Here is a 22,314-nt window from a genome sequence, read left to right as displayed (position 1 = left end):
CCGTGCTTGCGGAATAAGGGGCGGCGCGCGGCGCCGATCCCCGACCTCTTAGGCGATGGGCGCGCGGATGGAAAGCATGAGCCTCAGAGCCGGATCGGCGTCCGGTCGCCCATGGCGAAGCGGCGCAGCACCATCGGGTAGAGGATATGTTCCTTCTCGAGCACCCGCGCGGCCAGCCGCTCGGGCGTGTCGTCGGGATGCACCGGCACCCGCGCCTGGCCCAGCACCGGGCCGCCATCCAGTTCGGCGGTCACCTCGTGCACCGAGACGCCGTGCTCGGCATCGCCCGCCTCGATGGCCCGCGCATGGGTGTGCAGGCCGCGATATTTCGGCAGCAGCGAGGGATGGATGTTGAGCATCCGCCCCTCCCAGCGCGCGATGAAGGACGGCGTCAGGATCCGCATGAAGCCCGCGAGGCAGATGATGTCGGGCCGCGCCGCCTCGAGCCGTTCGGTCAGGGCCGCCTCGAACGCCTCGCGGTCGCGGCCGAAGGGCCGGTGATCCACCGCTGCCGTATCGATTCCCAACGCCGCCGCGCGAGCGAGACCGCTCGCCGCCGGATCGTTCGAAGCCACGAGCACCGGGCGGCACGGATGGTCGGGACCCATGTCCCGGACCAAGGCAAGCATGTTCGAGCCGCCACCCGAGATCAGGATGGCGACGCGCTTCTTGTCGCTCACGACAGCTGGCCCGTATAGGCGACCCCCTGCCCGGCCTTGACCCGGCCGAGCCGGTGCACGGTCTCGCCCTCGCCCGCCAGCAGCGCCTCGATCGCCTCGGCGCGTTCGGCAGAGACGACGACGACCATGCCGATGCCGGAATTGAAGGTCTTGAGCATCTCGGCCTGCTCCAGCCCGCCCTCGCGCATCAGCCAGTCGAAGACCGGCGGCAGCGACCATGCGTCCAGATCGATCTCGGCGCCCAAGCCCTCGGGCAGCACCCGCGGCAGGTTCTCGGTCAGGCCACCGCCGGTGATATGGGCCAGCGCATGCACGCCGCCCGCCCGGATCGCCGCCAGCACCGGCTTCACGTAGAGCCGGGTCGGGGCCAGCAGCGCCGCGCCGAGGCTGCCTTCCGCGAAGGGCGCCTTGTCGTCCCAGCCCAGCCCCGCGCGCTCGACGATGCGACGCACGAGGGAATAGCCGTTCGAATGCACGCCGTCCGAGGCGAGGCCCAGGAGCACGTCGCCCTCGGCCACGCCATCGGGCAGCGCCGAGCCACGCTCCATCGCGCCCACGGCGAAACCGGCGAGATCGAAATCCCCGGCCGGGTACATGCCGGGCATCTCCGCGGTCTCGCCGCCGATCAGCGCAGCGCCAGAGGCCTCGCAGCCCGCGGCGATGCCCTCGATTACCCGCGCCGCCTCGTCGAGCGCCAGCTTGCCGGTGGCGAAGTAGTCGAGGAAGAACAGCGGCTCGGCGCCCTGGCAGACGAGGTCATTGACGCACATCGCCACGAGGTCGATGCCGACCCCGTCGAGATGGCCGGTGTCGATGGCGATCCGCAGTTTGGTGCCGACGCCGTCGGTAGCCGCGACCAGCACCGGGTCGGTGTAGCCCGCGGCCTTGAGGTCGAACAGCGCGCCGAAGCCGCCCAAGCCGGACATGGTGCCGGGGCGGTCGGTGCGTTTCGCCGCGGGCTTGATCCGTTCCACCAGCGCGTTGCCCGCATCGATATCCACCCCCGCCTGCGCGTAAGTGAGCCCGTCCTTCTGCATCGCGTCCCCCGAATGCCGGTTTGTGAAGTGACGCCGCGATACCTCAGACCCCCCGCGAGGGCCAGCGCCAACTTGACCCGCCCCTCCGGTCTGCTAGGAGGAACGCGGGGGCCCGTAGCTCAACGGTCAGAGCAGACCGCTCATAACGGTTTGGTTGGGGGTTCAAATCCCTCCGGGCCTACCAAACTATCAAGCACTTAGGTCGCAGGACCAATGAGCTTGTTGGTTCAGTGAACCCAAGCTCAGGGTCCGCGAGGACTTGCCACCCTCAAGCAGTTGCGAAACCGACCTGGTTTGAGGAGCTCTTAGGCAAGAAGCACCCTCACGCGACGTGATGCACCATTGTTCGACGTGTGACTGAGCTCAATGGGCCCAATACCCACGCCGCATGCTCGCATACTGACTGAGCATATCAGGCACAGCAGCCAGCGGTCCGATGCGCCATGATAGCATGTATTCCAGAAAACGAATAGCTAGCGATGTGAATCGCCTATAGATTGCGAAGCCCCCAAAGGTTATCAAGCAACAAGGAAGCCTCGGTCGAACGGGCAAACAAGCAAAGACTAAAGAGTGGGGCAGGAAACAAGTGCCAACCGTATGCAGAATCCTACAGATCGGCGATCTTCACTTGCCCGACTGGCAGGAGAAAGAAGTCGCTTTAGATGTCAAAGACGGCGCCTTCTCAAAAAAGATCACGCGCGACCTTCGGCCAGCTCGAATACGAAATATCCTCAAGCGAATTCATGAACTTTCTACATCTGGAGATGTCGACTGCATTGCGGTAATGGGTGATCTGACATCCATGGGCAAGCAGGAATACATATCACCAGCAATAGAAATACTCGACAGTCTAACTCGCGATATCTCTGGCAAGCGCCCTCCAATAGTATGCGTCCCTGGAAACCACGATGTCAATAAGGATGAAGCTTTGCGATTGGGGAAGAACGGTAAGTTCTCCAAACTAGCAAACGAAGCACAATCAGTTGACTGGGTCACCATTCCGATTGATGAGGTGGTCCGCCATAGAATTGGCGGGACGGAAAATGGGATAGATGCGATCCTATGTAACTCCAGTGTAGGTTCATGGTCGCCCCACATGCTGCCGCAAGGATTGGCCGAAAAGTTCGAGACAACGGAACTTGAACTGCCGCCAATTGCTGCGTCAGCGAGCGAAGATTACGCGGTGGGAGAAGCAAATGTTGAAGGCGAAGCTGAAAGTCGCAGCGAGCAACTCTTCCAGCAGCTAGACACGCCATATTTCTCTCGCCGGACGTTGGAAACTTTAGCGGATAGTTTCTCAGACTCAGAAAGCACCTCGTGCATCCTGATCGCACACCACAATATTCTACCGCAGCGAACCCCGCGCATTCTTGCGTATGGTGAGATGCTAAACGCCGGACATGTAAGGCAATTCCTAATGGAGTCCGAGCGCAACATCGTCTATCTGCACGGCCATATACATGAAGATCCGATTGAAGTGATAAGCAGTCCCGCCCCCGGCAGCAGCGGCTTCGCCAAGGCCACAATTGTTAGCATTTCCGCACCCAAGATCGAAGACGGCTTCAACGAAGTAACCGTCTTTCTCACCGACGCCAACGAGATATATTTGGTGAGGGTGGCGAAGTTCAGACCCAATTCGTCGAATGCTGTCGGCAACTATTCCGACCAAGAAGTGACCTACATCCCCATGGGGATGAACCCCGCCGAGTTGTTGTCAAGCGCCACCCGAAAACTGTGGCAGATCGTCAGGGAGATGAAGCGTGTAAACTGGCACGAGCTAAATGAGAGACCTGAGATCTCCGGAATGCCAGAGGCAGATATCGAAGAGTCACTAATGAGGTTGTTCTGTGCCCGCATGGTAAGAATTGATCAACTCGGGAGAAGCAAAACGAAATGGTCAATTGAGGCGATGGCTGATGTTAATTAATAATCCATTCCGACCAACGAAATTTGAATGGGAAAAGCGCCCTATCATTTGGCTTTCTCGCCGGGCCAGAGACCTCATTCCCAGCATCAAGCCAGTATATATCAGCGGCTCGCGAGGCAGCGGAAAGACCACAATCCTGAGGTCTCTCTCTAGCCGCCAGATTGCCACCGACCCCAACCTGCGCAAACAACATGGGAAGCGAAAGCTTTCATGGTATGGTCAGTATCTTCAATTCAACAGCACATTCCAAGAGCAGACTGATGGAATAATTGAAGCCGCAGGCCTAAACGGCGACCCACAATCACAGTATCGGCTCTTCACTACCTATTTCGAAATAACTCTCCTGTCATCATTTCTCAACGACCTGATCCACTTTCAGGAAATAGACTATCTTCATTTTAGCGCTGCTGATGAAGGCAGGGCTTGCGAAGAGCTGACCTCCCTTCTCCGAAAGTTTCCTTGGGCGAACTCTAGGAACATGCATAGCTTCCATGACGCTCGCCGGCTGGCGAGGGAACTGCAAACCGAATTCCTTCGCCCTTCGTGGGACCTCGATCAAGAAAGTGTTCGCGAAGCCATTGGGGCGATATTACCGGGAAGCGTCATCAAATTTATTAAGGATTTTGCGCTTCGATCAGTTAGGTCTAAAGAGTTTGACGACAGCGGCGTGGAGTTTTTTATCCTCCTGGACGACTGCGAAGCATTATCCGCCCCTCAACAGGTTGCACTCAATACATACATCCGAAGAACGGAAGGAGTGGCGAAATGGGTCGTGAGCTTTCTGTCGGGGCGCTTTAATACCTCGGACACGTCGATAAATAATACTTTCCTAACCGAAGACGATCGTGACCTTATTCTTATGAACAAGATGTCCGAATCGGAATTCACGACATTCTCCGAACAAGTCGCGAATTTGCGCCTAACCACATTCTTGGGGCAGCTACCGACTTACTCGAAAACAGGAAAGCCCGGATCCTTCAACCTAGAGAAGACCTTCGGTAGATCAGAGCCTTACAACGACTTAATCGCGCAGATCATTAAAGGCAGCGAGAAAAGAGAGCTTAGCGCTTTCAAGTCTGAAGTCGCGAGCACCAAGGGGATGTTACTTAAGTATGTCAATGCGAATTTTATTGACAGATTCTCATGCGGCAAAGACCAACTCCCCTATATAGAACACATTGTTCTTCAGGCTTTAGATGTCCGCGTCGAACAGTATTCGTCGCCGGAAGCTCAGTCCTCCTTAGCGAAGACGATCGACGGGAAACAGGCTGCGGCCTATATCGCATTCTGTGCGCGCTACGGAGTTAAGCCGATTTACTGCGGCGCTAATTACATCAAAGCCGTCAGCGACCGCAGTATAAGGGATTTCCTAGATGTCATGGCAGAGTTATTCGATGTTCTTTCCAACCCTCGCCAGTCTCAGAGCGCTGACGTCTTCCCTCGCGGGCTGCATGATACCGCGCACAGATTTTTAAGTGGTGACCGGATACCTAACTCTGCGCAGAGCAGTGCAATCCTATTAGCAAGCCAAGCGAAATACAAAAACTTGTCCCAACTCCGCAGCTCTGAGCCTCAGATTGAGCGACTGGTCCTGTCGTTAGCGCATCTCCAAGCTGAGATCGAGAGGGATCACAATGACTGGTTCGCAGTAAAGACACCCACGAGGGGTCGCTTTCTTGTAGAGATACCCTCTCAAACCACGGTTGAAGAGACTTACTCGCCAGGAAAGAGAATTCTCGAACTAATTTGGAGATTGGAATTCGATCGCTACATCAAGGTTGTTAGCAACGAGGAGAAGAGCAACTTCGTCGAGGTGACATTTGCACTGCACCGGAGGCTTAGACCACATGTTTCTTGCGGCTATACTGGACCTTACGATCCTCTAATTCCCCTGCAGCTAAATTGGCTATCTGACATACTAGGTGCAGGGGATACATTCGATCCGGAGAAGTGGGGGCGGGAGAAATATGCCGCATTAAAGCGCACAAACGGCTCCTCTAATCAGATGTTCTTGCCCCTATGAGAAACAATGAGATTTACCTGGGCGGACACAAGATCTCGGACTGCAAGCTGAGGCCCCCATACGAACAGTTCATGCAGGTTGATGCGTTCATCGCCATTATCGGCTGGGAGACTAGAAGCCTCAATGTGGTGAGTAGTGGCTCCTTCTACGGGGAACGTTGCTACCTCATCCGATTTGACGGCGACGATCTCGAACCGCACATAGTCGAGCAAGCACATACAGAGGCGAAGAAGCACTTTAAAAGGGTCGAAATACTCGATTTTCCGAATGCCCTTGATTATGAGGAGGTAATGACTCGCACCGAGGAGTTCACATCACAGATTGCCGATCATGGTCTTGGCACATGTGTCGTCGACTACACCTCGATGCCGAGATCGATTACACAGATGATCTTTCGAAAGTTCATGGTTGATGGATTTTGTCCGTATACCCTATGGGCCTACAGTCCGGGACTATACGATCAAACGGAATTGGTTGCCTCCGGGCTTAGTCAGGGAGCCTCTAAGTTTTTCTCCATTAGAGGCGCTCTAGGTAACGGTGGAATGGCATCTGAGCGTGTCGCCGTTCTTGCGCTTGGCGCGGATCGCAGTCTTGTTCGATCGTTTATTCGAGAGCACTCCTTTGATAGGTTCCACTTCCTCGATGCTAGATCTTCTCATTCTCCGGCGCTCGGTGGACGTATCGACGAGCAGAGGCTTTGGCTTCAAAGCGATCTAGGCATTCTTCCAGAGTCCTTTATATCGTGCGATGCTGAATCAGTTGTGCAGACGATCAAAGTATTTCTGGAGATTGCCAATGGCTATCCTGCGGAGTCTGGGGTTTCGATCGAGCTGTTTAGCTCAGGCCCAAAAACGCATTCAGTCGCAGCCGCCACACTGTTAACCTCCTTCAAGAATATTAGGCTCGTTGGACGGCGTCCCGACCGATATATTCGAATGGACGTCAAAAGTGCCGAAGAGATAGCACTCACGACAGTGATCGACTATACGAATCCTCGTGTATTCAAGGAGTTGCTCCGCCTCAGGGCTGGCGGAACTAACCCGCAATGAAAGATGCAGCCGCCCCAAGGGCGGCTGCACCGCTAGAGTTAACGTTCTCTACAATTCATCAATCTAGCAAAGAGCGATTACTGCGTAATTCTTCTACGAGGAGCTGTGCATCCATTATATCGTTAGCCGCTCTAATCGCCTCGGCGAGGTCAATTAGGTTTCGGCACGCCGCATATATTACCCAACCTAATGGTGTATAGCCTTGGGCTGCATAGGACCCAGACACGCACCCTTCGTCCGCGATGATCTCCGTGACCTTTTCCAGTTCGGAAGCTTGGTGAAGCGTCCGTATGGTTGCCTCGACACGATCCAATGTCCTCGGGCAGAAGAGCTGGTCTCTGTTCAGTCGACGATCTAGATCTACTATTTGCCGGCGTTGCAGTTTATCGGGTGTCCAGGATCTGCATGCGGCATGTAGGCCCTCGATAGCGATGCGGGCTGCTTCCAACGCGATTGCCACCCCAGTTGAGGGATCGACTTGGGCTCGCCAGTTACCGTTCATGAAGTTTCCTTTCCGGCTGCTCCTACTTCGCCCGCCTCGGTAGGGCGAACGTTATTAATGGTATTCAATGCATCCAGCAGACCATCTGCCAGCAAGCAAATGTCCTCGACATACGGCTGGCATGGATCTAATGATGCAAAGAAGCCCGCTTCGGGGCGATCCGGGTCATGAACGTTTTCGAGACAAAGTAGCCGCAATACGGACTCCGCTTCAGCGCGCATTCGCCTCGTCACGACGGTGCAGGATTGCAGATCGGCAAATAGCCGTGAGACCTGTTCGGCCCTCCGCTTGCCGCCGAGTAGAAATGCCGCACTCAGTAGGCCATTAATATTTTCGCCCACGAAAAGTTGCAGCCCAGTGGCGTTGCCCTGGGGATAATCGAACATGGGGTTCTCCCATTCAGACCCAATACACAATGCATTGGGTTCACAAGGCCAGCCGTTCCATTGCATAAGTTCGTGGCATGAAACGGCTGGTCGAAGGCTAGAAAAAATGCCGAAGTTAGAACCGGTCTCGATCCGGAGAGCCCCAGCATCTGCACAGGGCTCAAAGGAAAGTTGCGGTTTATGCATTCACATTTTTCGTATCCGACCGCTAGAACAATGGATCATTATATTGAGCGCCCACCCTCAGATGTTAGGCGCTATTTTCGTGGGATTTCTGATGCAGCGTGAACTCGACTTCTGACCCGCACCCTAGTTCCACGGCGTTCATTCACCGCCAGTTTTACCAAGTGGCCAACGTCGACTGCGTCTGCCTCCATCCTCAAATGGTCTGGTGAAAACCTAGCGTAGACTTTCCTAGTAATCGCAGGATCCGAGTGTCCGAGATAGGCTGCAATTCTTTCCATAGGGCAACCTGCCGCTGCCATTCGCACTGCTGCCGTATGTCTCATAACATGCGGAGTTACATCCACGAGGCCGGCTCGCTTGGCAGCATGGTTGAAGGCGGTCTTTATTGATTTGATCGGCTTTCCGTGCCATTCCACAACATGATCGCATGTAGACCTCGACTTAGCGTCGGTTAATAGCTTCCTTAGTGCCTTCGTGATCGGAACGCTCGCGCGTTTCTTTTGACGCTTGTCTGTAACAACGCGTAGATCAATATAATTCTCGACGAAATTGACCCTGTCCCATGTCAGCTCGAGGACAGCCGTTACCCGGCCCGCAGTTGCCAGCATTAGGTGAACTGCCAAATATAGGTGCGGTTGATTCATCGTTTCTCGAAAGAGGAAAACAATTTCCGGATCTCGGAGCCACCTATCTCGGGGTTCGGGCTTGCTTGGACGAGGGATGTATGTGATTTCGCTGGATTTTATCCAGTTTCGCTTCCTGGCGTATTGCAGCGCATCGCGCAGTCGTCCGAGTTCGGTCCACAGCGTGCCGTCGCTTACCGGCTTTCCCGTTCGAAGATTTACTCTTGTTGAGATGTAGGTTTGAACCAATTCCTCAGTAATGTCCGACGGGCGCAAACCCCCAAAGAACGGAAGTATGGACTTCCCTTCTGACAGCATATTTCGGCCCGAAGACCTGTCGCCCAGGTGCTTCTTGTAGCCGCACCATATTTCCGAAATGCTCCATTCTCGGTCTTTTTCGATTTTATCCCAATACTCCCTGTATACCTTGTATCCCTCTACGGCGGCGCTCTCGATGCTCGTCGCACTCAAGCGTATCCTTCTTCTTGCGCCATTGTTATCATTAAAGGTAACCACCTTCCGGCCATTTAGCGTTCCGATTCTATAGGTCACGGCTTGGCTCCTTTGCGTTGCACTCCAGCCCGTTGTGTCAGCATGTTGACCAGCGCCTCTCATATTCAATGACGCACTCGGTCGGAATGCCATATCTCCTTTCCCCGATGCGAAATGCCTTCAGCTTCCCTCTGATAATCTCATTTCTCACTGTATTTGAGCAGCAGTTCCACCTTCTCGCGACCTGCTCTAGGGTAAGAATTTTGTCCATCTGTAGCGCCCTCATTTACTTCCTCCGATTACATGCGTTGGTGAATGATCTCACTTTTCACATCTTGACCTCTCCCTATTTCCTTCGCTCACATGTGTCCTGATTAGATCTCAAAGAGCCTTATGTAATCCTTTTGTCAGTGCTCATATTGGCCAAAGCGCACGAAACCAAAGTCCTGCCGAAATTTTTTTTCGGCAGGCTGCATTTGAGAGCAAAGCCCTATACTACTGAGATGTTAGGGAATCATACGTGCCCCCCGATACAACCACGACGCTGGGAGTAGCTCCCTCGTCCATTTCATTGACCGAAGATTGCCGTCTTCAGGTCGCTCAACTTATCGAAATGTGGTTGGTCGTATTGGACGGACCTGTCCTGCGCGTTTTAGCGGGACTTGATATATATAGCAGATTTTTTGCGTTTAGTGAAGTCGCAGCTTTTATGCGTAGCTGTCTCCGCTAGTGGCCGACTTCCTGTTAGAGTGGAGACTTCGTTGTCGTCACATCTGCGGCGAGCTTTACGCATTATCATGCGATTTCGCTCGCTCGATTATTTCGAAGATGCGTAGTGACGGTTTGCTCATGGTTCGCTGAACCATGAGGTGTGGCAAATGGTGTTTATTTGACTAAATTCGGTGATCTTAACTATTCGAGATGCGTTAAAAGTCAGCAACTTAGGGGCTCGACTCCTCGCTCATAACGGTTTGGTTGGGGGTTCAAATCCCTCCGGGCCTACCAAGACACCCGTCGTCGCGCTGATGTTCCGGCGGAAGCAATTCCGCCAAATGGAGCGTTTTGGCGAGTTTGTTTCGGGGCATTTTCTTCCACTTGGCCGTAAGTCCCTGTTTAAAAAGAGCGCTGGGGCCGTCGAGGTGCGTTAAAAAAATCAAGTTCAGCCGACTACCTACTTCATGGCTTGTTTGAAGAGCTTATCGCGGTGCCAGACAAGGCGAGTACGGTGCTTATCCGTCAACGTGGTCGGCTCCTCCCAGCGAAGCTCGGAGCGTGCCACTTTGCCTAAGACAGGAGAGAGGAGCAGCTGCCCCACGTCGTCGAAGCTCCCAAGGCCGCGATCGAATGCGGCGTCTTAAAGGGCCGATAGAAGCAATCCGTTATGTACATCGAGGCGTTCCGTGGCGAGAACAGCCGCCCAAAATGAGAAGAGACTTGATCCCGCGCCCCTATCGGCGTGCGGTGTGCAGCAGGCTGCACTTCAGTTGAAGCCGCCGGACAGGAAGCCGCTTGCCAATGATCGACACGACCACGCAAAAGATCACTCTGCAGGACGAGCGGACATGGTTCATCGCCGATCCCCACTTCGGCCATGATGCGATCCGCCGGCATTGCCACCGGCCGTTTCCCTCGGTCGAAGCGATGGACGCGGAAATCTGGAAGAACCTCTAACGCGTGGGGGCGGAGGATACTCTGGTCGTGCTGCGCGACCTGACCTGGAACAACACCAGCGACATCGACGTGAAACGGCTGTCGGGGAAGCACCGGCTGCTGGTCCGAGGCAACCACGATAAGCAGGTCGTGGTGAAGTTCCGCAAGTGGGCCCGCGTCTGCGACTATCTCGGGGCAACCGTTCTGATGCCGGACGGCGGAAAACGGACGCTGGTGTTGTCGCACTACCCGATGGCCTCATGGGTGGGCGCCCGCTACATACAGCATCCACCTGTAAGGTCACACGCATGGCTCGGTGCCGCCGATGGCCACAGAGTTCGGGGGCCGGGTCGATGCGGGCGTAGATATCTGGCATTTCCGCCCCATCCGGCGGAGCGAGGTGATCGTGCATTTCGACGAGATCAGGCGCAGTGGCTTTGCGGTTCCGGGGATTACTGACGACTCAGGAAAAATGCGCAGTCTATAGTGTAAAAAATTAACACCTTAGGCGGCGCTTCTTTGTGACAAGTGTTTGGTCATCAACATGTAATACAACCAGCGCTTGAACTGCCTCAACTCTGGCCCGGCCTTAGGCCCTTCAGCGGCTCGGCACCGCCGGCCGGTCCGGCAGGCTCTCGCTCCAGGCCCGCAGCGCGTCGAGGCAGTCGAGCGCGGTGCGGCCGAGATCGGTGACCTCGTACTGCACCGAGACCGGGGAGGTTTCAAGCACCTCGCGCGAGATGAGACCCTGCGCTTCGAGATGGCGCAGTCGCTCGGTGATCATCTTCTTGCTGGCACCGCCGATCATCCGCGCGAGGTCGTTGAACCGCACCGGCCCGTCCTTCAGGTGCCACAGGATCGAGCCGGTCCACTTGCCGCCAATGATCCGCATGCCGCGCTCGATCGCGCAGGGCTCAAAGCAGGCGTCGCGCGCCTGCCGCCGGCCGGCCTCGTCCTGTTCGACATGGGCACGCATTGTCGCACTCCTTCTCGGTCGCACTAGGTTACGAAAAGTATACTGGTTGATATCGGTTCCCTGCAAGGCCAGTTTCCCCGGCACGACCGCATGGGGCGGCCCGACAGATCGCAGAAAGGACCATGACCATGAGCAAGATCCTCATCCTGAACGGCGCCCAGCCCTACGGCTTCTCCCCCGGCAAGCTCAACGCCACCTTGGCCGGACGCGCCCGCGAGCGGCTGACCGCCATGGGCCACAACGTGCGTCTGACCACCGTCGCCGAGGGCTACGACGTCGAGGCCGAGGTCGAGAACCACCGCTGGGCCGACACCGTGATCCTGCAGTTCCCGGTGAACTGGATGGGCGTGCCATGGTCGTTCAAGAAGTACATGGACGAGGTCTACACCGCCGGCATGGACGGGCGGCTGACCGCGGGCGACGGCCGCGGCCCCGAGGCGCCGAAGAAGAACTACGGCATGGGTGGGACACTGACCGGCACACGCTACATGGTCTCGGCGACCTTCAACGCGCCGGCCGAGGCCTTCGACGACCCGGCCGAGCCCTTCTTCGAGGGATTGTCGATGGACGACCTGCTGCGGCCCGTGCATCTCAGCGCCAAGTTCTTCGGCATGAGCCCGCTGCCGAGCTTCGGCGCCTTCGACGTGATGAAGAACCCCGAGATCGAGAGCGACCTCGCCCGCTTCGATGCGCATCTGCGCCAGACCTTCGCGGAGGCGGACCATGTCGCGGCCTGACATCCTGCTCTACACCGCCAACACGATGAACGGTTGGAAGCCGCTCATCTTCCTGCACGAGGCGGAGATCGACTACGAGCTCCGGCCGGTCGCTCTCGGCCGCCGCGAGCAGAAATCGCCCGACTACCTCGCGCTCAACCCCAACGGCCGCATCCCGACCATCGTCGACCGCGGCAACGACGACTTCGCGGTCTTCGAGTCCGGCGCGATCCTCTGGTATCTCGCCGAGAAATACGACCGCTTCCTCAGCCACGACCCGAAGGAGCGCTCGGAGACGATGCAGTGGCTGATGTTCCAGATGGGCGGCATCGGCCCGATGATGGGGCAGGCCATGTTCTTCCAGCGCATCGCCAAGCCCAACGGCGAAGAGGTGCCCTACGCCATCGAGCGCTACGTCAACGAGAGCCGGAGGCTGCTGGAAGTGCTCGACGCCCGGCTGAGGGGGCGCGACTGGCTGGTGGGTGACGCGCTGTCGATCGCCGACATCGCCACCTACCCTTGGGCGCGCAGCCATTTCTGGGCGACGGTAAGCGTCGAGGGCCTGCCGCACCTGCAAAGCTGGTTCGACCGGCTCGACGCCATGCCGCGCGTTCAGGCGGCGCTTCAGCTGCCCGAGCCGCGCCCCTCGGCCTTCGGCGAGGGTGACATCGAGGCGGCGGCGCGCGACAACGCCGCCAGGTTCAAGGAGCAATGACATGAACACCTCAATCCGCGTCGATATCGTCTCGGACGTGGTCTGCCCCTGATGCGTGATCGGCTACAGCCAGCTGGCTAGGGCCGCGGAGGAGATCGGCATCGCGATCGAGATCCACTGGCACCCGTTCGAGCTGAACCCGCAGATGGCCGAGGAAGGCGAGAACCTGCGCGAGCATCTCGCCGCGAAATACGGCACCTCGCCCGAGGACTCGGTCAAGGCGCGCGCGCGGCTGACCGAGATGGGCGCGGCGCTCGGCTTCACCTTCGACTACGCCGACGACATGCGCATGGTGAACACCTTCCGCGCTCACCGGCTGATCGACTGGGCGACCGAGCAGGGCCGCGGCCACGAGATGAACCTCGCGCTGTTCGAAGCCTTCTTCACCCGGCGCGAGGACCTGAACGACCCCGAGATGCTGGTCGCCGTAGCCGCCGGTCTCGGCTTCGACCGCGACGCCGCGCGCGCGGCGATCGAGGACGAGGCCCGGGCCGAATTGGTGCGCCGCAAGCAGGGCTTCTGGACCGCGCAGGGCATCAGCGGCGTGCCGGCGATGGTCATCGAGCGCCAGCATCTCGTGACCGGCGCGCAGGGCGAGGAGACCTACGCCCGCATCCTGCAGCACCTCGTCGAGGCGCGCGCGGCATGAGCGGCGGCCCGGAGATCGCGCGCGAGGAGGGTGAGAGCAAGGGCCGCTACTGGCTGGTGCTCGACGGGCACGAGGCCGAGCTGACCTATTCCCGGCTCGGCGCGGCGGCGATCATCATCGACCACACCGGCGTGCCCGACGCGCTGCGCGGCCGCGGCGCCGGACAGGCGATGGTCGCCCGCGCGGTCAAGGATGCCCGTGCCGAGGGCCGCAGCATCGTGCCGCTCTGCCCTTTCGCCAAGGCGCAGATCGCCAGCCACCCCGAATGGCAGGACGTGCTGCAGGGGCGGATCTGATGCACCGCGCGGCGCGGTTCCTCACCTTCGCCTCCCTTGCTCTGCTGGCTCCGATCGCCGCGCACGCTGCGGAGGCGACGGCGCCGCCGGCCTCACTGATCTTGAATTTGCCTTCGCCGAGGTCTGAATAGCCCTGTGTCTTGTGGGCGCCTTCTTCGTTAATTTTGAAGCAAGAAGGCCATGATGAGCAGCAGCAGGTTCAGCGACGAGTTCAAGCGTGACGCGATCGCGCAGATCACCGAGCGGGGCTACCCAATCAGAGAGGTGTCGCAGCGACTGACCTAGGCGCAGATGGCGTGCCTTGAGCCGTTTTCTCCCAAATCCTTCGGTAGGGCGCATGCGACGATCGCCGAAGGCCCCGGCTGCTCAGCGACAATGGCAGCGGCTACAACTCCGGGGAGCTGATCGATTGGCTCCGTAACAAGGGTATGGACCCTGTTCGCGGCGCCCCGCCTCCCCAGACCAAGGCAAGATCGAACGCTGGCACCAGGCCCTGAAGAACCGCATCCTGCTTGAGAACTAATACCTGCCCGGAGCGCTCGAGGAGCGCCGTGGCGCCCTTATCGACCACTACAACCATCACCCCTACCACGAGGGCCTCGGCAATCTCGCACCTGTCGACGTCTATCTCGGCAGGGCCGTAGCCATTCTCAGTCGACGAAAGGAGATCGAAGCCGGGGCCATCGAGAAGCGCCGCTTGTTGCATTGTCAGACAGCGGCATGAACCGAAGCCCGAACGAGCCAGACCCTCCGTTCGACATCAGGCCATCGTGTCCCAAATCATCTGACGGCGGACAGGCGTGCTTCGGCGGGTGTGACCGGATCAGGCGGCGCGGAAAGTCCGCGCCGCTGCCGCGCAGAGCCCGACCACGATACCCCAGAAGCTGCCGCCAAGGCCCCAAAGACTGGCGCCCGAGGCCGTGACAATGAAGGTCAGCAGCCCAGCCATCGTGGAAGTCAGCCAGGCGCTGCGCCTGCCGCGCGCGCCGCTCTACTTCTACATGAGCCTGTGCACCGCGCTCGCGGCCATTGCCGCGCTCGACAGCGCGCGAAGGGCGCTGACCGGGCGCGACACCGTGCTGCCGCCCGCACAGACGGAGACGCCGGCATGACCGTGGGATTCGTCGCCATGTTCGGCGCCATCGGCTTGGCGTTCCTGCGGGTGCCGCTGGCCATCGCCCTGTTGATCGCCTCGGTGCTAGGGCTCGGGCTGGCCGTGAACTGGAACGTGGCCTTCCGCCTGCTGCCGATGACCATCTCCGAGGCGGTGCTGTCCTACGAGCTGGCGGTGGTGCCGATGTTTATCTTGATGGGCAACGTCATCACCCGCACCGGCATCGCGCAGGACCTGTTCCGCGCGGCCCACGCCTTCGTCGGCCATCGCCGCGGCGGGCTGGCGCTCTCGACCATGGTCGCCTACTCGGGCTTCTCGGCGGTGTGCGGGTCGAGCTATGCCACGGCCGCGACCATGGCCAATGTCGCCTATCCCAGCATGCGCCGCTACGGCTATTCCGACGAATTGGCCGCCGGCTCGATCGCCGCCGGTGGCACGCTGGGCATCCTGATCCCGCCCTCGATCATCATGGTGGTGTTCGGCATCCTGACCCAGACGAATATCGGCCATCTGTTCATCGCGGGCGTACTGCCGGGGCTTCTGGGCCTCGCGCTCTACATGCTGGCGATCCGACTGGTCGCGGCCTGGCGGCCTGAGCAGGCACCGCGCGGCGAGAGAATTGGCTGGGCCGAGCGCGGTCGGGCACTGGCCGGGGTCTGGCCCTTCGAGCTGCTGTTCGGACTCATCATCGGCGGGCTCTATGCCAAATGGTTCACCCCCACCGAAGCTGCCGGCATCGGCGCGGGGCTGGCGATCGCCATCGCCGCGCTGAACCGCCGCCTCACCCTCACCGCGCTCAGAGAGGTGTTTCTCGATACCGCCCATACCTCGATCGGGCTCTATACGGTGCTGTTCGGCGCGCTAATGCTGTTGAAACTGCTGACGCTGTCGGGCCTCGCCGCAGGGCTGCTGGGGCTGGTGCAGGCGAGCGGGCTCGAAGGCACGGCGCTCATCCTCGTGATCCTCGCCGTGTTCCTGGTGCTGGGCTGCGTGATGGACAGCATGGCGATCATCCTGATCTTCGTGCCGCTCGTTGCGCCGATCATGGTGGCGCAGGGTTTCGATCTCGTCTGGTTCGGCATCATCGGCATCATCGGCATCATCGGCATCATCGGCATCGTCGCCTCCGAGATCGCCCTGACCACGCCGCCCGTGGGGATGAACGTGTTCGTGCTCAAGGCGGTGCTGCCGGAGGTTGCCGTGCTGCGGATCTCCCGCGGGCTGGTGCCATTCATCGCGGTCGATATCGCGCGCTTGGGGCTTCTGATGGCATTTCCGGCGATCTCGCTCTGGCTCGGCTCGACCATAGAATAAGCCACAGAAGCATGATCCGCTCCGCGAACAGCTCTATCGCCCCCGCTCGGTGGCGGTGGAGCAAACATTAGTGAAAATCGATCGTTCTCGCGCTAGGCTGCCCCCGTTGCGATGCCTCCCGCTTGACCGCCCCCCCCGAGGACACCGACATGACCGAACCGCGCCATACACCACTCCACGCGCTGCACCTCGAACTGGGGGCCAAGATGGTGCCCTTCGCTGGCTACGAGCTGCCGGTGCAGTACCCGATGAGCGTGATGCAGGAACACCAGCACACGCGCGCCCATGCCGGCCTGTTCGATGTGAGCCATATGGGCCAGATCGTGATCCGTGGCGACAACTATGCCGACGCGGCGCAAGCGCTCGAAGCGCTGATCCCGGCCGATGTCCTTGGGCTGGCAGAGAACCGGCAGCGTTACGGCCTGCTCACCTCCGAGGAGGGTGGCATTCTCGACGACCTGATGTTCGCCAACCGGGGCGATCACCTGTTTCTCGTCGTCAACGCCGCGCGCAAGGCCGACGATCTCGCGCATCTGCGCGCGCGGATGGATGGCGTCGCGATCACCGAGATCACCGACCGCGCGCTGCTCGCCCTGCAGGGGCCCTCGGCCGAGAAGGTGCTGGCGGCCCTCGCGCCTGAGGTCGCCGGGATGCGTTTCATGGATGTGGCCTCGCTGCGGATCGACGGGGTCGACTGCTGGGTGTCGCGCTCGGGCTATACCGGCGAGGACGGTTTCGAGCTCTCCGTTCCGGCAGACCGGTCGGAAGAGCTGGCGCGGAAGCTGCTGGCGCATGAGGAGGTGGCGCCGATCGGGCTGGGCGCGCGCGACAGTCTGCGGCTCGAGGCCGGGCTTTGCCTCCATGGCCACGACATCGACGAGGACACGACCCCGGTCGAGGCGGATCTCGGCTGGTCGATACAGAAGCTGCGGCGGCAGGGCGGCGTGCGCGAGGGCGGCTTTCCCGGGGCAGCAATCATCCTGTCGCAACTCGCTGAGGGCCCGTCCCGCAAACGCGTCGGCCTGCGCCCCGAGGGCCGCGCGCCGATGCGCGAAGGGGTGACGCTCTTTGCCGAGGCCGAGGCGGACACGCCGGTGGGTCGGATCACCTCCGGCGGCTTCGGCCCGACCGTCGGCGGCCCGGTGGCGATGGGCTACCTGCCCGTCGAACTGGCCACGCCGGGCACCACCATCCATGGCGAGCTGCGCGGCAGGCGGCTGCCGCTCACGGTGACCCCCCTGCCCTTCACCCCCGCGAATTTCAAACGCTGACCCTCAGGGAGACTTCGATGAAATACACCCAAGAGCACGAATGGCTGCGCCCCGAGGGCGACATCGTCACCGTAGGCATCACCAAGCACGCGACGACCCAGCTCGGCGACATCGTCTTCGTCGAACTGCCCGAGGTCGGCGCCACGGTCTCCAAGGGCGAGGAGATCGTGGTGATCGAGAGCGTCAAGGCGGCCTCCGAGATCATGGCGCCGATCGACGGCGAGATCGTCGAGGTCAACGAGGCGCTCGCCGCGAACCCGGCCCTCGCCAACCAGGACGCGACCGGTGCGGGGTGGTTCTTCAAGATCCGGCCTTCCGACCCGTCGCAGATGGACGATTGCATGGACGAAGCCGCCTATACCGCCCTGATCGGCTGAGCCCCGGGAGCCCGCGATGACCTTCACTCCGACCGATTACCTCCCCTACGACTTCGCCAACCGGCGCCATATCGGCCCCTCTCCGGCGGAGATGGCGCAGATGCTGGAGATCGTCGGGGCCGAGAGCCTCGAGGCGCTGATCGACGACACGCTGCCCGCCAAGATCCGGCAGGCCGAGCCGCTCGATTTCGGCAAGCCGCTGTCGGAGAGCGAGCTTCTGCACCGCATGAAGGTCACCGCGGGCAAGAACAGGGTGCTGACCTCATTGATCGGACAGGGCTATCACGGCACGGTCACGCCGCCGGCGATCCAGCGCAACATCCTCGAGAACCCGGCCTGGTACACCGCCTACACCCCCTACCAGCCCGAGATCAGCCAGGGCCGGCTGGAGGCGCTGCTGAACTTCCAGACCATGGTCTCGGACCTGACCGGGCTCGAGATCGCAAACGCCTCGCTGCTCGACGAGGCGACCGCCTGCGCCGAAGCGATGACCATGGCGCAGCGGGTCGCGAAGTCGAAGGCGCGCGGCTTCTTCGTCGACGAGAACTGCCACCCGCAGAACATCGCCGTGATGAAGACGCGGGCCGCGCCGCTGGGGATCGAGATCATCGTGGGCGACCCGGACGCGCTCGACCCTGAGGCGGTGTTCGGCGCGATCTTCCAGTATCCTGGCACCCATGGCCGGCTGCGCGACGTCTCGCCCCAGATGGAGCGGCTGCACGCCCATGCGGCCATCGGCATCGTCGCGGCCGATCCGCTGGCGCTGACCCTGCTCAAGGAGCCGGGCGCGATGGGCGCCGACATCGCGGTGGGCAGCACCCAGCGCTTCGGCGTGCCGGTGGGATACGGCGGCCCGCACGCCGCCTACATGGCGACGCGGCAGGCCTATACCCGGGCCATGCCCGGCCGCATCGTCGGCGTCTCAATCGACAGCCATGGCAACCGCGCCTACCGGCTGGCGCTGCAGACCCGCGAGCAGCATATCCGCCGCGAGAAGGCGACCTCCAACGTCTGCACGGCGCAGGCGCTCCTGGCGGTGATGGCGGGCTTCTACGCGGTCTTTCACGGGCCACAGGGCCTCAAGGCGATCGCCCAGCGGATCCACCGCAAGACGGTGCGCCTCGCCGAGGGGCTGCGCGAGGCGGGCTTCGAGGTGGAGCCCGAGAGCTTCTTCGACACGATCACCGTCGAAGTCGGCGCGCTGCAATCGGCGGTGCTCAAATCCGCGGTGGACGAGGGCATCAACCTGCGCCGCGTCGGCACCACGCGGATCGGCATCGCACTCGACGAGCGGACCCGCCCGGCCACCATTGAGGCGGTCTGGCGCGCCTTCGGCATCGAGCGCGCCGACACGAATTTTACGCCGCGCTATAGGTTGCCCGAGGCGCTGTTGCGCCAGTCCGACTACCTTACCCACCCGGTCTTTCACATGAACCGGGCCGAGACCGAGATGATGCGCTACATGCGACGCCTGTCGGATCGCGACCTCGCCCTCGACCGGGCGATGATCCCGCTCGGGTCATGCACCATGAAGCTCAACTCCGCGGCCGAGATGATGCCGGTGACGTGGGACGAGTTCGCGCTGATGCACCCCTACGCGCCCCGCGACCAGGCGGCGGGCTACATGGAGATGATCGAGGACCTTTCGGCCAAGCTCTGCGACGTGACCGGCTATGACGCGATCTCGATGCAGCCCAATTCCGGCGCACAGGGTGAATATGCCGGGCTGCTGACCATCGCCGGGTATCACCGCGCGCAGGGTGAGGGGCACCGCGACATCTGCCTGATCCCGATGTCGGCGCATGGCACCAACCCGGCCACGGCGCAGATGGTCGGCTGGCAGGTGGTGCCGGTCAAAACGGCCGCGAATGGCGACATCGATCTCGACGATTTCCGCGCCAAGTCCGAACAGCATGCCGACAGGCTCGCCGCCTGCATGATCACCTACCCCTCGACCCATGGCGTGTTCGAGGAGACCGTGACCGAGGTCTGCCGGATCACCCACGAGCATGGCGGACAGGTCTATATCGACGGCGCCAACATGAACGCCATGGTCGGCCTGTCGCGGCCCGGCGATCTGGGCGGCGATGTCAGCCATCTCAACCTGCACAAGACCTTCTGCATCCCGCATGGCGGCGGCGGCCCCGGCATGGGGCCGATCGGCGTCAGGCGCCACCTCGTCCACCACCTGCCCGGCGATCCGGTCAGCGGCGAGGGCGCGGTCTCGGCGGCGCCCTTCGGCTCGCCCTCCCTGCTGCCGATCTCATGGGCCTACTGCCTGATGATGGGCGGCGCCGGGCTGACCCAGGCGACCCGGGTCGCGATCCTCAACGCCAACTACATCGCCCGGCGGCTAGAAGGCGCGTTCGAGGTGCTCTACAAGGGCCCCTCGGGCCGGGTCGCGCATGAATGCATCATCGACACCCGCCCCTTCGCCAAGAGCGCCGACGTCACCGTCGACGACATCGCCAAGCGGCTGGTCGATTGCGGCTTTCATGCCCCGACCATGAGCTGGCCGGTGGCCGGCACGCTGATGATCGAGCCGACCGAGTCCGAGACCAAGGCCGAGCTCGACCGCTTCTGCGACGCGATGCTGGCGATCCGCGCCGAGATCGCCGAGATCGAAGCCGGGCGCGCCGACCGGACCAACAACCCGCTCAAGAACGCGCCGCACACGATGGAGGATCTGGTCCGCGACTGGGACCGGCCCTATTCGCGCGAGACCGGATGCTTCCCGCCCGGCGCCTTCAGGGTCGACAAGTACTGGCCCCCGGTGAACCGAGTCGACAACGCCTGGGGCGACCGCAACCTGAGCTGCACCTGTCCGCCGATGGAAAGCTATCTCGACGCCTCGCAGTAACACAAGGGCAGACCTCGGCGCCCGAAGGAGCCGGGGTTCCCCGGTTTGTCGTTCAAGGCATGATGCCGATTGTCCGTCGTCAGATGATTTGGGACAGGGTCGTGACTTCCGCACCCCTCGGGTGTCCGGCGAGATGCTTCTCGGCGACAAGCTGTGCAACAGTTTTGTCCTTTCCGAAAGCAGACGTCAGCGGCGCGGCAATCGAATAACCGCTTTGGACCGCGAGCGGCTCTGTTGCGCAAACGGACTGACGGGATTCATCTTCGGAATCCAGCATGGTAGCCGGAGCGCATGAGCAGCAGACCGACGCCGCCGAGCTACAGGACCAGGAAGTGGTCCGACTATAACGCGGCGCTGAAGAAGCGTGACTCCCTGACGATCTGGTTTGATCCCGACATGGACTGGACGCCGCCCCCGAGCGGCAAGAGGGGCCGCCAGCGAAGCTACAGCGATGCCGCCATCCAAGCCTGCCTGACGATGAAAGTGCTGTTCGGCATGGCGCTCCGCCAGACGACGGGCTTTGTCGAAAGTCTCTTGCAGTTGATCGGCTTGGACTGGTCTGTGCCGGACTTCAGCACCCTATGCCGACGCCAGAAGGCGCTGGCTGTAGACATCCCCTATCGCGGTTCACTGAGTCCGCTACACTTGCCGATCGACAGCACCGGGATCAAGGCTGAGGGGGAAGGTGAATGGCACGCGCGCAAACACGGCGGCCCAAAGCGGCGCCTGTGGCGCAAGATCCACCTCGGGATCGACGAGGAAACACTGGAGGTCCGGGCGGTCGAGATCACGGGGAGCCATGTCGGCGATGCGCCCATGCTTCCAGAACTGCTGACCAGATCCCCGGCAGCCAAGACATCGGCTCGGTCACGGCGGACGGTGCTTACGATACGCGCAAGTGCGATGACGCAGTTGCAGGCCGTGGCGCGCATGCGGTCATCCCGCCTCGCAAGAACGCGAGGCCTTGGAAGCCTCGCACTGCCGGTGCGCTCGCGCGCAACGAAGCGCTCAGGGCGTCGAAATACCTCGGCCGGTCCCTATGGCGCCATTGGAGCGGATATCACCGCCAAAGCCGCGTCGAGACGAAGATGCATTGTGTGAAGCTGTTGGGCCAAAGCCTCATGGCTCGGGACTTCGACCGTCAGGTGACCGAGATCCAAATCCGCATCGCCGTGCTCAACGGCTTCACTGCGCTCGGCATACCCGTCACAGAGGCTGTGGGATAAGTCCGTCCGGGGAAAGGGGCACTTCGGCCATTACCCGTTTTGCGCAACAGAGCCCCTTGGATCTTGCCATGATCAGCGCTTGAGGTTGGTGGTTTCCTGCAGCATTTCGTCGACGGTGGTGACGATCTTGGCGTTGGAGGAATAGGCGCGCTGGGTGCTGATCAGGTCGGTCAGCTCCTGGGCCACCTCGACGTTGGAGCTCTCCAGCGCCCCGGCGGTCAGCCCGCCGGCCGAGCCCTCGCCGG

Annotated in this window: 23 protein-coding genes, 1 tRNA gene and 3 pseudogenes; 18 read left to right on the top strand and 9 right to left on the bottom strand. The window is 60.9% G+C overall.

What is annotated here, in order from left to right; all coding sequences use genetic code 11:
* Positions 1–83: 83 nt before the first annotated feature.
* Both purN and purM read right to left on the bottom strand, forming a co-directional pair.
* Positions 84–680, bottom strand: a complete 597-nt coding sequence (gene purN / locus LOS8367_RS10850) for a phosphoribosylglycinamide formyltransferase (protein ID WP_085896543.1) — start codon at positions 678–680, stop codon at positions 84–86.
* Complete coding sequence (gene purM, locus LOS8367_RS10845; protein WP_085896542.1) at positions 677–1,717, bottom strand: phosphoribosylformylglycinamidine cyclo-ligase; 1,041 nt, start codon at positions 1,715–1,717, stop codon at positions 677–679. Before purM ends, purN begins: the two co-directional genes overlap by 4 nt.
* A 108-nt stretch (positions 1,718–1,825) precedes the next feature.
* Between purM and LOS8367_RS10840 the strand changes: the two genes are divergently transcribed.
* From LOS8367_RS10840 to LOS8367_RS18830, 4 genes are all read left to right on the top strand, one after another.
* Positions 1,826–1,901 (top strand) — tRNA-Ile (locus LOS8367_RS10840).
* Between the two features lie 402 nt (positions 1,902–2,303).
* Positions 2,304–3,644, top strand: coding sequence for a metallophosphoesterase family protein (locus tag LOS8367_RS10835; RefSeq protein ID WP_278247964.1), 1,341 nt, complete (start codon positions 2,304–2,306; stop codon positions 3,642–3,644).
* Positions 3,619–5,667 (top strand): ORC-CDC6 family AAA ATPase, encoded by a 2,049-nt coding sequence (locus tag LOS8367_RS18835; RefSeq protein ID WP_133056318.1) that lies wholly within the window; start codon positions 3,619–3,621, stop codon positions 5,665–5,667. Before LOS8367_RS10835 ends, LOS8367_RS18835 begins: the two co-directional genes overlap by 26 nt.
* Entirely contained in the window at positions 5,664–6,716 is a 1,053-nt protein-coding gene (locus LOS8367_RS18830) for a hypothetical protein (RefSeq protein ID WP_133056317.1), read from the top strand. Before LOS8367_RS18835 ends, LOS8367_RS18830 begins: the two co-directional genes overlap by 4 nt.
* Positions 6,717–7,214: 498 nt before the next feature.
* Here the strand turns inward: LOS8367_RS18830 and LOS8367_RS18825 are convergent, their stop codons facing one another.
* The 3 genes from LOS8367_RS18825 to LOS8367_RS19475 form a co-directional block, all read right to left on the bottom strand.
* A complete protein-coding gene (locus LOS8367_RS18825) occupies positions 7,215–7,604 on the bottom strand; it encodes a hypothetical protein (protein WP_133056316.1) in 390 nt (129 codons plus the stop codon).
* A gap of 257 nt (positions 7,605–7,861) precedes the next feature.
* Positions 7,862–8,965, bottom strand: a complete 1,104-nt coding sequence (locus tag LOS8367_RS10830; RefSeq protein ID WP_165761447.1) for a tyrosine-type recombinase/integrase — start codon at positions 8,963–8,965, stop codon at positions 7,862–7,864.
* Positions 8,966–9,002: 37 nt separating this feature from the next.
* The gene (locus tag LOS8367_RS19475; protein WP_370737702.1) at positions 9,003–9,176 is read right to left on the bottom strand and encodes a helix-turn-helix domain-containing protein; all 174 of its coding nucleotides are present in this window, start codon (positions 9,174–9,176) and stop codon (positions 9,003–9,005) included.
* 1,244 nt (positions 9,177–10,420) lie between these two features.
* Between LOS8367_RS19475 and LOS8367_RS19055 the strand changes: the two genes are divergently transcribed.
* Positions 10,421–10,576: a hypothetical protein gene (locus LOS8367_RS19055; RefSeq protein WP_165761446.1), complete on the top strand. Its 156-nt coding sequence runs from the start codon at positions 10,421–10,423 to the stop codon at positions 10,574–10,576.
* Positions 10,577–10,603: 27 nt separating this feature from the next.
* Positions 10,604–11,014, top strand: a complete 411-nt coding sequence (locus tag LOS8367_RS18820) for a hypothetical protein (RefSeq protein ID WP_133056315.1) — start codon at positions 10,604–10,606, stop codon at positions 11,012–11,014.
* 139 nt (positions 11,015–11,153) lie between these two features.
* Here the strand turns inward: LOS8367_RS18820 and LOS8367_RS10825 are convergent, their stop codons facing one another.
* Positions 11,154–11,531 carry a winged helix-turn-helix transcriptional regulator gene (locus LOS8367_RS10825; protein WP_085896539.1) on the bottom strand — a complete coding sequence of 126 codons (378 nt, stop codon included), beginning with the start codon at positions 11,529–11,531 and terminating at the stop codon, positions 11,154–11,156.
* Positions 11,532–11,659: 128 nt separating this feature from the next.
* On the opposite strand from LOS8367_RS10825, the gene LOS8367_RS10820 reads away from it, so the two are divergent.
* The 6 genes and pseudogenes from LOS8367_RS10820 to LOS8367_RS19285 all read left to right on the top strand — a co-directional run.
* Complete coding sequence (locus tag LOS8367_RS10820) at positions 11,660–12,268, top strand: NAD(P)H-dependent oxidoreductase (RefSeq protein WP_085896538.1); 609 nt, start codon at positions 11,660–11,662, stop codon at positions 12,266–12,268.
* Positions 12,255–12,962 (top strand): glutathione S-transferase family protein, encoded by a 708-nt coding sequence (locus LOS8367_RS10815; protein WP_085896537.1) that lies wholly within the window; start codon positions 12,255–12,257, stop codon positions 12,960–12,962. The genes LOS8367_RS10820 and LOS8367_RS10815 overlap by 14 nt, the downstream gene beginning before the upstream one ends.
* Before the next feature lie 55 nt (positions 12,963–13,017).
* A complete protein-coding gene (locus LOS8367_RS10810; protein WP_242665568.1) occupies positions 13,018–13,611 on the top strand; it encodes a DsbA family oxidoreductase in 594 nt (197 codons plus the stop codon).
* Positions 13,608–13,907 carry a GNAT family N-acetyltransferase gene (locus LOS8367_RS10805; RefSeq protein ID WP_085896536.1) on the top strand — a complete coding sequence of 100 codons (300 nt, stop codon included), beginning with the start codon at positions 13,608–13,610 and terminating at the stop codon, positions 13,905–13,907. The genes LOS8367_RS10810 and LOS8367_RS10805 overlap by 4 nt, the downstream gene beginning before the upstream one ends.
* 180 nt (positions 13,908–14,087) lie before the next feature.
* Positions 14,088–14,186 (top strand): annotated as a pseudogene (locus LOS8367_RS18690) (transposase); the annotation flags it as partial.
* A gap of 74 nt (positions 14,187–14,260) precedes the next feature.
* Positions 14,261–14,631 (top strand): annotated as a pseudogene (locus tag LOS8367_RS19285) (integrase core domain-containing protein); the annotation flags it as partial.
* A gap of 99 nt (positions 14,632–14,730) precedes the next feature.
* On the opposite strand, the gene LOS8367_RS18685 reads toward LOS8367_RS19285, so the two are convergent.
* Positions 14,731–14,856: a benzoate/H(+) symporter BenE family transporter gene (locus LOS8367_RS18685; RefSeq protein WP_106535056.1), complete on the bottom strand. Its 126-nt coding sequence runs from the start codon at positions 14,854–14,856 to the stop codon at positions 14,731–14,733.
* On the opposite strand from LOS8367_RS18685, the gene LOS8367_RS18815 reads away from it, so the two are divergent.
* The 5 genes from LOS8367_RS18815 (at position 14,834) to gcvP (ending at position 20,843) form a co-directional block, all read left to right on the top strand.
* Positions 14,834–15,019 carry a hypothetical protein gene (locus tag LOS8367_RS18815; protein WP_133056314.1) on the top strand — a complete coding sequence of 62 codons (186 nt, stop codon included), beginning with the start codon at positions 14,834–14,836 and terminating at the stop codon, positions 15,017–15,019. The genes LOS8367_RS18685 and LOS8367_RS18815 overlap by 23 nt on opposite strands.
* The gene (locus LOS8367_RS10795; RefSeq protein WP_085896534.1) at positions 15,016–16,335 is read left to right on the top strand and encodes a TRAP transporter large permease; all 1,320 of its coding nucleotides are present in this window, start codon (positions 15,016–15,018) and stop codon (positions 16,333–16,335) included. Before LOS8367_RS18815 ends, LOS8367_RS10795 begins: the two co-directional genes overlap by 4 nt.
* A gap of 149 nt (positions 16,336–16,484) precedes the next feature.
* Positions 16,485–17,606, top strand: a complete 1,122-nt coding sequence (gcvT, locus tag LOS8367_RS10790) for a glycine cleavage system aminomethyltransferase GcvT (protein WP_085896533.1) — start codon at positions 16,485–16,487, stop codon at positions 17,604–17,606.
* A 17-nt stretch (positions 17,607–17,623) separates the two neighbouring features.
* Complete coding sequence (gene gcvH / locus LOS8367_RS10785; protein ID WP_085896532.1) at positions 17,624–17,983, top strand: glycine cleavage system protein GcvH; 360 nt, start codon at positions 17,624–17,626, stop codon at positions 17,981–17,983.
* A gap of 16 nt (positions 17,984–17,999) precedes the next feature.
* Positions 18,000–20,843, top strand: coding sequence for an aminomethyl-transferring glycine dehydrogenase (gene gcvP, locus LOS8367_RS10780; RefSeq protein WP_085896531.1), 2,844 nt, complete (start codon positions 18,000–18,002; stop codon positions 20,841–20,843).
* Between the two features lie 79 nt (positions 20,844–20,922).
* On the opposite strand, the gene LOS8367_RS18810 is transcribed toward gcvP, so the two are convergent.
* Positions 20,923–21,120: a hypothetical protein gene (locus tag LOS8367_RS18810; RefSeq protein WP_133056313.1), complete on the bottom strand. Its 198-nt coding sequence runs from the start codon at positions 21,118–21,120 to the stop codon at positions 20,923–20,925.
* Between the two features lie 95 nt (positions 21,121–21,215).
* On the opposite strand from LOS8367_RS18810, the pseudogene LOS8367_RS10775 reads away from it, so the two are divergent.
* A pseudogene (locus tag LOS8367_RS10775) lies at positions 21,216–22,069 on the top strand (IS5 family transposase).
* Positions 22,070–22,141: 72 nt separating this feature from the next.
* Here LOS8367_RS10775 and LOS8367_RS10770 read toward each other — a convergent pair.
* The coding region (locus LOS8367_RS10770; RefSeq protein WP_278247967.1) for a flagellar basal body rod C-terminal domain-containing protein at positions 22,142–22,314 on the bottom strand (173 nt) is incomplete at its 5' end.

This window comes from Limimaricola soesokkakensis, assembly GCF_900172345.1.
GTDB classification, from domain to species: Bacteria; Pseudomonadota; Alphaproteobacteria; order Rhodobacterales; family Rhodobacteraceae; genus Limimaricola; species Limimaricola soesokkakensis.
The sequence above is the reverse complement of the archived record's forward strand: the minus strand, read 5'-3'. Positions and strand labels throughout refer to the sequence as shown.

Bases quoted from the DNA above. Each gene is read 5' to 3' on its own strand.
- LOS8367_RS19055 (WP_165761446.1), top strand. From the start codon at position 10,421: ATGATCGACACGACCACGCAAAAGATCACTCTGCAGGACGAGCGGACA.
- LOS8367_RS10820 (WP_085896538.1), top strand. From the start codon at position 11,660: ATGAGCAAGATCCTCATCCTGAACGGCGCCCAGCCCTACGGCTTCTCC.
- gcvH (WP_085896532.1), top strand. From the start codon at position 17,624: ATGAAATACACCCAAGAGCACGAATGGCTGCGCCCCGAGGGCGACATC.
- gcvP (WP_085896531.1), top strand. From the start codon at position 18,000: ATGACCTTCACTCCGACCGATTACCTCCCCTACGACTTCGCCAACCGG.
- gcvT (WP_085896533.1), top strand. From the start codon at position 16,485: ATGACCGAACCGCGCCATACACCACTCCACGCGCTGCACCTCGAACTG.
- LOS8367_RS10795 (WP_085896534.1), top strand. From the start codon at position 15,016: ATGACCGTGGGATTCGTCGCCATGTTCGGCGCCATCGGCTTGGCGTTC.
- purM (WP_085896542.1), bottom strand. From the start codon at position 1,717: ATGCAGAAGGACGGGCTCACTTACGCGCAGGCGGGGGTGGATATCGAT.
- LOS8367_RS10825 (WP_085896539.1), bottom strand. From the start codon at position 11,531: ATGCGTGCCCATGTCGAACAGGACGAGGCCGGCCGGCGGCAGGCGCGC.
- LOS8367_RS18810 (WP_133056313.1), bottom strand. From the start codon at position 21,120: ATGCTGGATTCCGAAGATGAATCCCGTCAGTCCGTTTGCGCAACAGAG.
- LOS8367_RS10805 (WP_085896536.1), top strand. From the start codon at position 13,608: ATGAGCGGCGGCCCGGAGATCGCGCGCGAGGAGGGTGAGAGCAAGGGC.
- LOS8367_RS10815 (WP_085896537.1), top strand. From the start codon at position 12,255: ATGTCGCGGCCTGACATCCTGCTCTACACCGCCAACACGATGAACGGT.
- LOS8367_RS18685 (WP_106535056.1), bottom strand. From the start codon at position 14,856: ATGGCTGGGCTGCTGACCTTCATTGTCACGGCCTCGGGCGCCAGTCTT.
- LOS8367_RS18815 (WP_133056314.1), top strand. From the start codon at position 14,834: ATGAAGGTCAGCAGCCCAGCCATCGTGGAAGTCAGCCAGGCGCTGCGC.
- LOS8367_RS18825 (WP_133056316.1), bottom strand. From the start codon at position 7,604: ATGTTCGATTATCCCCAGGGCAACGCCACTGGGCTGCAACTTTTCGTG.
- LOS8367_RS19475 (WP_370737702.1), bottom strand. From the start codon at position 9,176: ATGGACAAAATTCTTACCCTAGAGCAGGTCGCGAGAAGGTGGAACTGC.
- LOS8367_RS18830 (WP_133056317.1), top strand. From the start codon at position 5,664: ATGAGAAACAATGAGATTTACCTGGGCGGACACAAGATCTCGGACTGC.